Consider the following 14,105-nt stretch of genomic DNA (forward strand, 5'->3'; position numbering starts at 1 on the left):
TTGTACCGAAACAACCCCGAAAAACGGTCGTCCGGCCTGAGTGTGTCCCACCTCGGCCGGCGCCACAGACTCGCCGTGCCAGCGGCCTAGACAAGGATAAGCGATGGATTCGCAGACAACACCCAACACCCCGCGGCGCAGCCGCCGTTCGAAAATCGTCGGCACGGTCATCGCGCTGGCCGTGATGGCTGCGCTGGGGGGCGGTGCCTGGTACCTGACCCACTCCGGCACCAGCGCCCAGGGCGGCCCCGGCATGGGCGGCCCTGGCGGTGCTGGCGGGCCAGGTGGCCCCGGCGGGCGCCGCGGCGGCCCTTCGACCACCGTCGGCGTGGCCACGGCCGTCAAGTCCGACCTGCCCGTGGTGCTCGATGCGCTGGGCACGGTGACGGCGGCGTCCACGGTGACGGTGCGCCCGCAAGTGTCGGGCATTTTGAAGGAATTGAAATTCAAGGAAGGCGGCATGGTCAAGGCGGGCCAGGTGGTGGCGCAGATCGACCCGGCGCAGTTCGAGATGGCGCTGATGCAGGCCACGGGCCAGCGCCAGCGCGATGAAGCGCAGCTGGAAAACGCGCGCCTGACCCTGAAACGCTATCAGACCTTGCTGGGCCAGGATTCCATCGCGCGCCAGGACGTCGACACGCAGGCCGCACTGGTCAAACAGCTGGAAGGCACGGTCATGACGGACCGCGCGGCCGAAGGCACGGCCAGGTTGAACCTCGGCTACACCAAGGTGGTCTCGCCGATCAGCGGGCGCGCCGGCCTGAAAGTGGTCGATATCGGCAATCTGGTGAGCACCAGCGATACGGGCGGCGTGGTGGTGGTGACGCAGCTCTCGCCCATCGACGTGGAATTCTCCGTGCCACAGGATAAGGTGCAAACCATCCAGGAGCGCCTGAACGCGGGTTCGGCCCTGGCGGCGCTGGCGCTGGACCGCACGCGCACGCATACCCTGGACAAGGGCAGCTTGAGCGCGCTGGACAACCAGGTCGACGTGCAGACGGGCACCGTGCGCGCCAAGGCCCGCTACACGAATGACAAGATGGCGCTGTTCCCCAGCCAGTTCGTCAACGTGCGCCTGGAGCTGGGCAATATCACGGGTGCCGTGCTGGTACCCGTGACGGCCCTGCGTCACAGCAATAACGGCGACTTCGTCTACGTGCTGAAAGCGGATAAAACCGTCACCGTGCGCATGGTCACGCGCGGCCAGGCCACCACCGACATGGTGGAAATCCGCGCCGGCCTGGAAGCGGGCGAGCAAGTCATCACGGAAGGCGCCGACCGTCTGAAGGAAGGCGCGAAAGTCACCCTGGCCGGCGACAAGCCTGCCATGGGCGGCGCAGGCGGCGCGGGAGCCGCCAACGGCGAACGCCGCCACCGCCGCCAGCACGCTGAGGGCGCGGCCAGCGCGCCGGCCGCATCGGCTGCCGCATCGGCACCAGCGAAGGGCGCAGCGCAATGAGTCCATCGACGCCATTCATCCAGCGCCCCGTCGCCACGGCGCTGCTGATGCTGGCCATCGTGCTGGCGGGGCTGGTCGGCTTCAAGTTCCTGCCGCTGGCGGCCTTGCCGCAGGTGGACTTCCCCACCATCCAGGTACAGACCCTGTACCCGGGCGCCAGTCCGGAAGTCATGGGGCAGACTGTCACGGCGCCGCTGGAGCGCCAGTTCGGGCAGATGTCGGGCTTGCAGCGCATGAGTTCCACCAGCGCGGCCGGCGTCTCCATCATCACCCTGCAGTTCACCCTGGGCCAGACCCTGGACGTGGCCGAGCAGGAAGTGCAGGCGGCCATCAACGCGGGCGGCTCGCTGCTGCCGACGGACTTGCCGGCGCCGCCCGTGTACGCGAAGATCAACCCGGCCGACGCGCCCGTGCTGACCCTGGCCATCACGTCGGACACGATGCCGCTGACGCAGGTGCAGAACATCGTCAACACGCGTCTGGCGCTGAAGATCAGCCAGGTCAATGGCGTGGGCCTCGTCTCGCTGTCGGGCGGCCAGCGTCCGGCCGTGCGCATCCAGGGCGACACCAAATTGCTGGCGTCGTATGGCCTGGGCCTCGACAGCTTGCGCACGGCCATCGCGGCGGCCAACGTCAACAGCGCCAAGGGCAGTTTCGACGGCCCCACGCGCTCGTTTACCATCAACGCCAACGACCAGCTGGTGACGGCGGAAGACTACAAGCGCCTGATCATCACCTATAAAAACGGCGCACCCGTGCGCCTGTCCGACGTGGCCAACGTCGTCGACAGCGCGGAAAACACGCGCCTGGGCGCCTGGTCGGGCAAGCAGCCGGCCATCATCCTGAATGTGCAGCGCCAGCCCGGCGCCAACGTCATCAAGACGGTCGACGCCATCAAGGCCCTGCTGCCCGACCTGCAGGCCAGCCTGCCGGCGGCCATGAAGCTCGACGTGCTGAGCGACCGCACGACGGGTATCCGCGCCTCGGTCGAACACGTGGAAATGGAACTGCTGTTGTCCGTGCTGCTGGTGGTGCTGGTGATCTTCGCCTTTTTGCACAGCATGCGCGCCACGGTGATCGCCAGCCTGTCCGTGCCCATTTCCCTGATCGGCGCCTGCGGCGTCATGTATTTGCTCGGCTACAGCTTGAACAACCTGTCGCTGATGGCCTTGACGATTGCCACGGGCTTTGTCGTCGATGACGCCATCGTCATGATCGAAAACATCGCCCGCTACATCGAAGAGGGCGAAACGCCGATGGCCGCCGCCCTGAAAGGCGCGTCGCAGATCGGCTTTACCATCATCTCGCTGACGGTGTCATTGATCGCCGTGCTGATTCCCCTGCTGTTCATGGGCGACGTGGTGGGCCGGCTGTTCCGCGAGTTTGCCATGACCCTGGCCATCACGATTCTGATTTCCGCCGTGGTCTCGCTGACCCTGGTGCCGATGATGTCGGCGCGCTGGCTGAAAAGCCACGCCGACGAAAAGGTCAGCGCCACGGGCCAGCGCATCCAGGCTTTCCTCGACCGCGTGATTGTGCAGTACGACCATGCGCTCGTATGGGTCTTGAAACGCCAGGGCCTGACCTTGCTGGTGGCCCTGGCCACCTTGCTGCTGACCGTCATCCTGTATATCACCATCCCGAAAGGCCTGTTCCCCACGCAGGACACGGGGCAGCTGCAGGCGCGCATCGAAACCTCGCAAGCCGTCTCGTACGAACGCATGGCCACCTTGCAGCAGGCCGCTGCCAGCGCGCTGTTGGAAGACCCCGCTGTCGATACCCTGAGTTCCCTCGTTGGCGTCGATGCGGCCAACAACACCATGCTGCACACGGGTAGCATGCTGATCAACCTGAAGCGTCCGCGCAGCGGCAGCCAGGACGAGGTCATGGAGCGCCTGCGCAACCGCGTGGCCAAGGTGGCCGGCGTGACCCTGTATCTGCAGCCGACGCAGGATCTCACCATCGATGCGGAATCGGGCCCGACGCAGTACCGCGTCTCGCTCGAAGGGGCCGACACGGCCACCGTCACCGAGTGGGCCGGCAAGCTGGCCGCGCGCATGCGTGAAAAATCGCAGCTGCGCAACGTCGTCACGGATGCGGGCGCCACGGGCGCCGCCGTCACCGTGGCGATTGACCGCGACAGCGCCGCGCGCATGTCAGTCACCACGGCTACCGTCGACGACGCGCTGTACAACGCCTTCGGCCAGCGCATCATTTCGACGATTTTCACGGAAACCAACCAGTACCGCGTCATCCTCGAAGCGCAACCGGGCATCGTCACCACGCCGTCCGACCTGTCTGACCTGCAGGTGCGCACGGGTTCCGGCAAGTCGACGCCGCTGTCCGCCTTTGCCAGCGTCAGCGAAAAACAGGCGCCGCTGCAAATCACGCACGTGGCGCAGTATCCGGCCACCACCCTGGGTTTCGATACGACGCAGGGCGTGGCGCTGGGCAGCGCCGTCGACGCCATCCGCCAGGCCGCAAAGGATATCGCCTTGCCGCCATCGGTGACCTTGACCTTCCTCGGCGCGGCCGGCGCATATGAAAACTCGCTGTCGAACCAGCTGTGGCTGATTCTGGCCGCCGTCGTCTGCGTCTACATCGTGCTGGGCGTGCTGTACGAAAGCTACATCCACCCGCTGACGATTCTGTCGACCCTGCCGTCGGCCGGCGTGGGCGCCTTGCTGGCGTTGATGATTTCCGGGCAGGACCTGGGCGTGATCGGCATCATCGGCATCATCCTGCTGATCGGCATCGTCAAGAAGAACGCCATCATGATGATCGACTTTGCCATCGAGGCCGAGCGTGACGAGGGGAAAAGCCCGCAGGAAGCCATCCACCAGGCGGCGCTGCTGCGCTTCCGCCCTATCTTGATGACGACCCTGGCGGCCCTGTTCGCGGCCGTGCCGCTGATGCTGGGCTGGGGCGAGGGCGCCGAGTTGCGCCGTCCGCTGGGCCTGGCCATCTTCGGCGGCCTGATCGTCAGCCAGGTGCTGACCCTGTTTACCACGCCCGTCATCTACCTGGCCTTCGACCGCCTGGGCCAGCGCTTCGCGCGCAAGACAGCTGGGGTGAACCTGGACAAGCCGGCCGATAACGCGGGGAGCGCCGCGTGAACCTGTCCGAACCGTTCGTCAAGCGTCCCATCGCCACCGTGCTGCTGACCATCGGCATCGCGCTGGCGGGTATCGGCGCCTTCTTCGTGCTGCCCGTCTCGCCGCTGCCGCAGGTCGATTATCCGACCATTTCCGTCAGCGCCAGCCTGCCCGGCGCCAGCCCCGCGACCATGGCCACCTCGGTGGCCACGCCGTTGGAACGGCGCCTGGGCGTGATCTCGGGCGTGAACGAGATGACGTCGTCGTCGGGTACGGGTTCGGCGCGCATCAACCTGCAGTTCGACTTGAACCGCAAGATCGATTCGGCCGCGCGCGAAGTGCAGGCCGCGATTGCCGCTGCGCGCGTGGACTTGCCGGCCACCTTGCGCAGCAATCCCACCTACCGCAAGGCCAATCCGTCCGATGCACCTGTCATCATCCTGGCGCTGACGTCGAAAACGCGCACACCGGGCCAGATCTACGACGCCGTGTCGAACCTGGTGCAGCAAAAAGTGGCGCAAGTGAAGGGCGTGGGCGACGTGGAACTGGGTGGCGGCTCGCTGCCGGCCGTGCGCGTGGAACTGGTGCCATATCAACTCAATCACTATGCCGTGTCGATGGAAGACGTGCGCGCCGCCATCCAGGCCAGCAACGCCAACCGCCCGAAAGGGGCGATTTCCGGCGACGAACGCAGCCTGCAAATCTATTCGGGCGCGGCGACGGCGTCGGGCGGGCGCAGCGCCGCCGATTACCGCAGCCTGGTCGTGGCCTGGCGCGACGGCGCCGCCATCCGCCTCGACGACGTGGCCGAAGTGATCGACGGCGTGGAGAACAACAATACCCTGGGCCTGTTCAATGGCGACCCGGCCGTCATCGTGCTGATCACGCGCCAGCCGGGCGCCAACGTCATCGCCACGGTGGACGGCGTGCGCGCGCTGCTGCCGCAACTGCAGGCGCAGCTGCCGGGCGACATCAAGCTGCAGGTGGCGTCCGACAGCACCAATTCCATCCGCTCGTCCCTGCACGAGATCGAGTTCACCCTGATCCTGTCCATCGTGCTGGTCGTGCTGGTGGTCAGCGCCTTTTTGCGCAGCGTGCGCGCCACCATCATCCCGGCTGTCGCCACCATCGTCTCGCTGCTGGGCACTTTCGGCGTGATGTACATGCTGGGTTTCAGCCTGAATAACCTTTCCTTGATGGCGCTCACGGTGGCCACGGGCTTTGTCGTCGATGATGCCATCGTGGTGCTGGAAAATACGCAGCGCCACATCGAGGCGGGCATGGACCGGTTCAAGGCGGCCCTGCTGGGCGCGCGCGAAGTGGGCTTTACGGTGCTGTCGATCAGCCTGTCGCTGGTGGCCGTCTTCATCCCGCTGCTGTTCATGGGCGGGCAGGTGGGACGGCTGTTCCGCGAGTTCGCCGTGACCCTGTCTGCCGCCGTGATGATTTCGCTCGTCATTTCACTGACGACCACGCCGATGATGTGCGCCTGGCTGCTGAAAAGCGGCGCGCAGCACAAGCCGCCTGGCCGTGTCGCGCGCTGGTTCGAACGCGGGTTCGAGCGCATGCTGACAGTCTATGAGCACTGCCTGGACTGGGCCTTGTCGAGTGCCGCTCTCGTGATGACCATCCTCGTCTTCGTCGTCGGCCTGAACGTGTACCTGTTCGCGGCCGCGCCCAAGGGCTTCTTCCCGCAGCAGGATACGGGCCAGATCAATGGCGGCATGCGCGCCGACCAGAGCATCTCGTTCCAGGCCATGCAGAGTAAATTGCGCCAGCTGGTCGACATCATCAAGGATGATCCGGCCGTCGCCACCGTCGTCGGATTCACGGGCGGCGGACGGGCAGGGGGCGGCTTCATGTTCATCGACCTCAAACCCGCGTCGCAGCGCACGGACAAGGGCCAGGCCGTGATCGCCCGCCTGCGCCCGCAGCTGGCCAAGGTGACGGGCATTTCGCTGTTCCTCAACCCCGTGCAGGATTTGCGCATGGGCGGGCGTTCAAGCAATTCGACCTACCAGTACACCCTGATCAGCGACAACCAGGCGGACCTGAAGAAGTGGGCGGCCAAGCTGGCCGACCAGATGAAGCTGCAGCCGGCCCTGATCGATGTCGACACGGACCAGGCGGAAAACGGCGTGGAAACCTTTGTCAGCATCGACAAGGACCGCGCCACGCAGCTGGGCGTGCAAGTCAAGGATATCGACAATGCGCTGTACAACAGCTTCGGCCAGCGCCAGGTGGCGACCATCTACGATGAGCTGAACCAGTACCACGTGATCATGGAAGTGGCGCCGCGCTATGCGCAAAGTCCGGAAGCGCTGCGCTCCGTGTACGTGCCGGCGTCGAATGCGGCGGCCGTCGCAGCCAGCGCCACGACAGCAACCACCAGCACCGCCACCACCAGCGTGGCGCCGTCGAATACGACGGCGGCGCGCGACCCGTCCAGCGGCTCGGCCCTGTCCACGACCCTGGCGCACATGGTGCCGCTGTCGTCGTTCAGCACCTTCGCGGAAAGCTCGACGGCCACCTCGATCAATCACCAGGGCGGGGAGCTGGCGACCACCGTGTCGTTCAACCTGGCCGACGGCTATCCGCTCAGCGACGGGCAGGCTGCCGTGGCCCAGGCAGAGTCGGAAATCGGCATGCCCGTCAATGTGCGCGGCAGCTTCCAGGGTTCGGCGAAGAGCGCGCAGGACAGCAACAAGGAGCAGCCGCTGTTGATCCTGGCGGCCATCGTGGTGATCTACATCGTGCTGGGCATCCTGTACGAAAGCCTGATCCACCCGATCACCGTGCTGTCGACTTTGCCCTCGGCAGGCGTGGGCGCCGTGCTGGCCTTGCTGCTGTTCCGCATGGAGTTTTCCATCATCGCCCTGATCGGGGTGTTCCTGTTGATCGGTATTGTCAAGAAAAATGCTATATTGATCATCGACTTCGCGCTGGAGGCCGAGCGTTCGCGCGGGCTGACAGCTGTGGAAGCGGTGCGCGAGGCATGTTTGCTGCGTTTCCGCCCCATTCTGATGACCACCCTGGCGGCGGCGCTTGGCGCCTTGCCGCTGGCGATCGGTTTCGGCGAGGGGTCAGAGCTACGCCAGCCCTTGGGGGTCGCCATCATCGGCGGCCTGATTGCCAGCCAGTTACTCACATTGCTGACCACCCCGGTGGTCTACATCCTGCTCGACAAGCTGCGCACGCGCAGCGCCGACGAGCAGCAATTGAGCCGCATTCCTGGGCCAGATAACCCGAGCACACAATCATGAAGCAAGTAAAACCTATTCCATCCGCCGTCCCCGCACGCCACCTGCCGGCACTGGCCGCTGCCACCGCTTTCCTGCTGCTGGCCGGCTGCGCCGTCAGCCCCGCGTATGAAACGCCGACGGCGGCCGCGCCGCAAACGTTCAAGGAGGCGGCCGGCTGGCAGCCCGCCGCGCCGGCCGATACCCTGGAGCGGGGCCCCTGGTGGACCCTGTTCGGCGACGCGCAGCTGAACCAGCTGGCCGAAGGCATTGACATCTCGAACCAGAACGTGGCTGCCGCCATCGCCTCGTATGAACAGGCGCGCGCGCTGGTGCGGGAACAGCGCGCCTCGCTGTTCCCGACAGTGAACCTGACGGGCAGCGGTGCCCGTTCCGGCGGCGGGGGCGAGCAGCAGACGAACAACAACTTCAAGGCGGCCATCGGCGCCTCGTGGGAACCGGACGTGTGGGGCAAGCTGCGCGCCGGTGTGACGGGGGCGGACGCCAGCGCCAGCGCCAGTGCGGCCGACCTGGCTGCCGCCCGCCTGTCGGCGCAGGGCGAGCTGGCCACCAATTACTTTTCGCTGCGCCAGAGCGATGCGCAGATCGCGCTGCTCACTGCCACGATCGACGGCTACAAGCGCGTGCTGGAGATCACCGGCAACCGCTTCAACTCCGGTATCGCCGCCAAGTCCGATCTGCTGCAGGCGCAGACGCAGCTGGCCAATGCGCAGATCGACCTGTCCAGCCAGACGCGGGCGCGCGCGCAGCTGGAACACGCGATCGCGATACTTTTGGGTCGTGCCCCGTCCGACTTCAGCCTGGCCGTGGCGCCATGGACGCTGACCGTGCCCGAGGTGCCGCTGGGCGTGCCATCGACCCTGCTGCAGCGCCGTCCCGACATCGCGGCCGCCGAACGCCGGGTGGCTGTGGCCAACGAGCAGATCGGCATCGCCCGTTCGGCCTACTATCCAAGCCTGAACCTGACGGGATCGTATGGCTCGGGCGCCAGCCGTGTGGGCGACCTGTTCAATGCGTCGTCGAGCCTGTGGTCGCTGGGCGTGTCGGCCGCGCAAACCCTGTTCAACGCGGGCGCCACCACGGCCAGCGTGGATGCGGCCAAGGCAGGTCATGAGGCGGCTGTGGCGCGCTACCGTCAGACGGTACTCAGTGCCTTTGGCGCCGTGGAAGACCAGTTGTCGGCCACGCGCGCGCTGGCAGAGCAGCTGGCCTTGCGCCAGCAGGCATCGTCCGCCGCCGACCAGGTCGAGCAGCAGATGCTGAACCGCTACAATGCGGGCCAGGTCGGCTATACGGACGTGGTGACGGCGCAAGTGACGGCCCTGTCGGCGCGCCGTTCGCTGGTGCAGGCGCAGGCGGACCGCCAGACGACGGCCGTGGCCCTGATCCAGTCGCTGGGCGGCGGCTGGCACGTGCCGCAGGCGCAATAACGGGGTAATCAGGCGCAGGAAAACCCCTGCGCCAAATTCGCGTTTTTACGCGCTGCTTGAGTGCTAGAATGCAAGATTATCAATTGCCGGCCATGGCAAGGTTTGCCGAGGCTGGTTTCTTGCAGACGATGATAACCCGCAAACGCAGCAAAACCAGTCTGGCCAGCCTGCCTACTGTTACGGAAGCGCCCACCATCGGGTTTCCCGTGGTGGCCATCGGCGCTTCCGCCGGCGGACTCGACCCTATTGTCGCTTTCCTGACCCATGTGCCGCCGGAAAGCGGCATCGCCTATGTGGTGATCCAGCACCTTGATCCCACGCAAAAAGCCCTGTTGCCGGAACTGCTGCAGCGGGCCACCAGCATTCCCGTCACGGAAATCACGCATCAGACCGCATTGCGGCCCAACCATATTTACGTGATCCCGTCGAATGCCGACCTCGGCCTGTCGAAGGGGCGTTTCCTGCTCAGCGAACCGCTGCAGCTGCGCGGACACCGCTTGCCCATCAATGCTTTCTTGGAAAGCCTGGCGGCCGAGCTGGGCGAACTGGCCGTGGGCGTGATTCTGTCCGGCATGGGCAGCGACGGCACGCGCGGCTTGCAGGCCATCAAGCAGGCGGGCGGCCTGACCCTGGCCCAGCATCCCGATACGGCCAAGTTCGACATGATGCCGCAAAGCGCTATCGCTGCCGACGCCGTGGACCTCGTCGATTTTCCCGACAAGATGCCGGAAAAGATCGTCAGTTACCTGTTTCGCAGCAGCTTCCTGGAGTTGCCGGGCAGGGAGCCGAGCGGACGCAATGCATTGCAGGAAATTGTCGCCTTGCTGTCCGAACATACGGGCAACAGCTTCTCGGACTACAAGATCAATACGGTGCTGCGCCGCATCGAACGCCGCATGAGCCTGTACCAGATGACGTCGATGGAAGAGTACATTCCCTATCTGCGTAACAATCCCGCGGAAATCGACTTGCTGTTCAAGGAATTGCTGATCGGCGTGACGAATTTTTTCCGCGATCCGAAAGTGTGGGAATACCTGAAGATGGTGGTCTTGCCGCAAATGCTGGCGGCTCACCCGGACGGGCGCGCGTTCAAGGCCTGGATTCCTGCCTGTTCCACGGGTGAGGAAGCGTATTCGCTGGCCATGGTCTTCCATGAAGTGGTGGCCGGCAGCAACCCGCCGGCGAAATACAGCCTGCAGATTTTTGCCACCGACCTGTCGGCCGACGCCATCGACCGCGCGCGCCAGGGCCGTTTTCCGCCAACGATCAGCAGCGATGTGTCGGCCGAGCGTCTGGAACGGTTTTTCTTGCAGGACAAGAACGATTACCTGGTCCGGAAAGAGATCCGCAACATGATCATCTTTGCCCAGCAAAACATCATTTCGGACCCGCCGTTTACCAAGCTCGACATCCTGTGCTGCCGCAATCTGTTGATTTATCTCAATGCCAAGCTGCAGCAGCGTTTGATTCCCCTGTTTCATTACGCCTTGAACCGCGACGGCGTTTTGCTGTTGGGCAGCGCCGACACGCCCGGTCATTTTTCCGACCTGTTTTCGCCGCTGACGACATCGACCCGGTTGTACCGCCGTCTCGACAACCTGGCGCGCCAGCGCCTGCTGACGTACTTCCCCACCAAGGTGTCGTCGGCCACTCCTCCTACCCCCAGCGACACGAGAGAAGTCAGCATGCCCGGAAAAATCCAATCCCATGTCGAGCAATTATTGCTCCAGAAATATTCGCCTGCGGCCGTGCTGCTGAACCAGGATGGGGACATCCTGTATATCAATGGCCGCACGGGCGCCTTCCTGGAGCCGGCGGCCGGCAAGGCCAACTGGAATATCCACGCCATGGCGCGCGAGGGCTTGCGCTACGAGCTGGCCAGCCTGATCAAGCAGGCGCTGCAAAGCGAAAGCGTGGTGCGCCTGAAGGGGCTGGTGGTCAAGGACCATCTGGGGCAGTCGCTGGGCGTGGACTTGAGCGCGGAAGCGCTGAGCCAGCCTGAATCCTTGCGCGGCATGGTCTTCGTCACGTTTTCCAGCGTGCCTTTGGTGGCCGAGGCGCGCCGCGGCCGCTCGCCGAATCCCAAGGTGCTGGAACTGGAGCAGCAGCTGATCCAGGCGCGCAATGAAATCCAGGCCGTGCGCGACGAAATGCAGACCTCGCGCGAAGAGCTCAAATCGGCCAACGAGGAATTGCAGTCGACCAATGAAGAGTTGCAATCGGCGAACGAAGAGCTGACCACGTCGAAGGAAGAAATGCAGTCGCTCAATGAGGAGTTGTACACCGTCAATGCCGAGCTGCAATCGAAGGTCGATGATTTGTCGCTGGTCAATAGCGACATGAAAAATCTGCTTAATAGTACCGATATCGCCACCATCTTCCTCGACAGCGACCTGCGCATCCGCCGCTTCACGGCGCCGGCCACGCAAATCTACAAGCTGATCCAGACGGACTTGCGCCGCCCGCTCAGCGACATCGTCAACGACCTCGCCTACCCGAACCTGGAGGCGGACGCGCTGGAAGTTATCCGCAGCCTCGTGTTTTGCGAGCGGCAAGTGCAGACCAAGAATGGGCGCTGGTACAACGTGCGCATCATGCCGTACCGCACGGTGGAAAATGTCATCGATGGCGTGGTGGTGACCTTTATTAATATTACCGAGTCGAAGGTACTGGAAGCCCAGTTGCGCCAGATCCAGTCCGGCGCTGCGGCGGCAGGCAATAGCGGCGAGAACGTGTCATGAACGAACCATTCGACGAGGAGAACGTGCCGGCCAGATTGCGAGAACAGGCCGAGCAATTGGCGGCGCAGCAGCGCCAGCCCTTGCCGCAGTCGAATGAAGAGGTGATGCGCCAGTTGCATGAGTTGCAGGTCAGCCAGATCGAGCTGGAAATGCAGAGCGCGGCCCTGGCCGAACTGGAGCAGCTGAAAAATGAATATGAAAGCAGCCGCGACCGTTATGCGCAGCTGTATGAACAGGCGCCCGTCAGCTATTTTTCGCTGGCGCGCGAAGGCGTCATCACGCGTGTCAACGTGGCGGCCTGCGGCTTGTTGCAACGCGACAAGAACCGGCTGCTGGGGCGGCGTTTCGAACAATTCGTCGCGCCCCAGGCGCAGGGCGGCTTCCGGCGCTTTCTCGACGCCGTCTTCACCAGCGGCACGCGGCAGGTGCTCGAAGCGCAATTGTTCGAGGGCATGGCGGGCGGCATGGTGCGCATCGAGGCCAATTTCGATGTGGACAGCGCCACGGCGCGCATGCTGGTGACGGACCTGGGCGACGAGCACGCGCGCGAATCGGCCTTGCGGCGCGCATTTGTCATTCTCGACAGCATCCGCGAAGGCGTGCTGGTGACGGACAGCGCCAACCGCATCATTTCCGTCAACCCCGCCTTCACCACCATCACCGGCTACCAGGCGGAGGAAGCCATCGGGCGCGATCCGTCCTTCCTCGGCGGCGGCACGCATTTGCCGCATTTTTATGAAGCCATGTGGCGCAGCCTGCACCAGGATGGCAGTTGGTATGGCGAACTGGTAAACCGGCGCAAGAATGGCGAGCGTTTCGTCGAATCGCTGTCGATCACGCCCATGCGCAGCCCGGATGGCGCGATCAGCCATTTTGTCGGCGTGTTTTCCGATATCACCGAGCGCAAGCTGGCCGAGGCGGACTTGCGCGAACTGCACCGCGAGCTGGACCAGCGGGTGGTCGACCGCACTGCCGAATTGCTGCGGGCCAACCAGCACCTGCAGCTGGAAGTGCACCAGCGCGAGCGGGCGCAGGAAGCCTTGCGCGATGCCGAGCGCTTCTTTCACGCCACCATCGATTCCCTGACGGACCGGGTGCTGGTGCTGGACCGGGCCGGCCGCGTCGTGCATGCCAACCAGGCTTGCCTGGCCTTCGTCGGGCAAACGCCGCAGCCGCTGCAGTACCTGGAATTTTGCGAAACGGACCCGCGCTGGCAGCGCAGCGCCGGGCGCGAGCTGGCTGCCGGCATCCGCGCCGTGATTGCCGGCAATGCGGACACGTTTGCGCTCGAGTACGAGTTTTCCACGCGGGCCGGCCCCCGCTGGTCGCAGGCCAGGATCAGCCGTTTTCTCGGTGAAGGGCCGCTGCGCGTGGTGGTGGCGCACACGGACATTACCGAACGCAAGCTGATGGATGGCGCCCTGCGCCAGTCGCACGCGCAGCTGCGCCAGCTGGCCCTGCACCTGGAAACGGCCAAGGAAGACGAGCGCAAGCGCATCTCGCGCGATATCCACGATGAACTGGGGCAAAACCTGCTGGCGCTGCGCATCGATATTTCCATGCTCAGCGCGCGCACGGAAGGCTCGCATCCGCGCCTGCACCGCCGGGTCGGCGCCGTGCTCAGCAATGTCGACACCACCATCAAGAGCGTGCGCGGCATCATGAACGAGCTGCGTCCGATGGCGCTGGACCTGGGCTTGCAAGCGGCCATCGAGTGGCAGGTGGGCGACTTCCGCAAGCGCAGCGGCGTCGCTTGCCAGCTGCTGATACGCGATGAGGCGCTGTTTTCCACCATCGGCAGCCAGGTCGAGATCGTGCTGTTCCGCATCGTGCAGGAAGCGCTCAGCAACGTCATGCGCCACGCCCAGGCCAGCCAAGTCGCGATCGAACTCAGTTCGGATGCCTGCGCCGTGTATGTGGCCATCAGCGACAATGGCATCGGCATCACGCCGCAGCAGCAGCGCAAGAAACAGTGCTTTGGCCTGATCGGCATCGCCGAGCGGGTGACGGCGCTGGGCGGCCAGTTCGAGGTGGGCATGCCGGCATCGGGCGCCGGTTGCCGGCTGTCCCTGCAGATACCCTTGCAGGGGACGGGCCGGCCGGTTGCCTGATACAGAAAT

At 64.7% G+C, this 14,105-nt stretch carries 6 protein-coding genes; all 6 read left to right on the forward strand.

The window, feature by feature from the left end; genetic code table 11:
- The first annotated feature begins 103 nt into the window (after window positions 1–103).
- The 6 genes from CSQ93_RS12480 to CSQ93_RS12505 all read left to right on the forward strand — a co-directional run bounded on the left by CSQ93_RS12480 (window position 104) and on the right by CSQ93_RS12505 (window position 14,096).
- A complete protein-coding gene (locus CSQ93_RS12480) occupies window positions 104–1,459 on the forward strand; it encodes an efflux RND transporter periplasmic adaptor subunit (protein ID WP_099378326.1) in 1,356 nt (451 codons plus the stop codon).
- Window positions 1,456–4,575, forward strand: coding sequence for an efflux RND transporter permease subunit (locus tag CSQ93_RS12485; protein ID WP_099378327.1), 3,120 nt, complete (start codon window positions 1,456–1,458; stop codon window positions 4,573–4,575). The genes CSQ93_RS12480 and CSQ93_RS12485 overlap by 4 nt, the downstream gene beginning before the upstream one ends.
- Entirely contained in the window at window positions 4,572–7,817 is a 3,246-nt protein-coding gene (locus CSQ93_RS12490; RefSeq protein WP_099378328.1) for an efflux RND transporter permease subunit, read from the forward strand. Before CSQ93_RS12485 ends, CSQ93_RS12490 begins: the two co-directional genes overlap by 4 nt.
- Complete coding sequence (locus CSQ93_RS12495; protein ID WP_233516157.1) at window positions 7,814–9,244, forward strand: efflux transporter outer membrane subunit; 1,431 nt, start codon at window positions 7,814–7,816, stop codon at window positions 9,242–9,244. Before CSQ93_RS12490 ends, CSQ93_RS12495 begins: the two co-directional genes overlap by 4 nt.
- 68 nt (window positions 9,245–9,312) lie before the next feature.
- Window positions 9,313–11,985, forward strand: coding sequence for a chemotaxis protein CheB (locus tag CSQ93_RS12500; protein WP_233516158.1), 2,673 nt, complete (start codon window positions 9,313–9,315; stop codon window positions 11,983–11,985).
- A complete protein-coding gene (locus CSQ93_RS12505; RefSeq protein ID WP_233516159.1) occupies window positions 11,982–14,096 on the forward strand; it encodes a sensor histidine kinase in 2,115 nt (704 codons plus the stop codon). The genes CSQ93_RS12500 and CSQ93_RS12505 overlap by 4 nt, the downstream gene beginning before the upstream one ends.
- The last annotated feature ends 9 nt before the right edge of the window (window positions 14,097–14,105 follow it).

It is taken from the genome of Janthinobacterium sp. BJB426, from assembly GCF_002735705.1.
Taxonomy (GTDB): Bacteria; Pseudomonadota; Gammaproteobacteria; order Burkholderiales; family Burkholderiaceae_D; genus Janthinobacterium.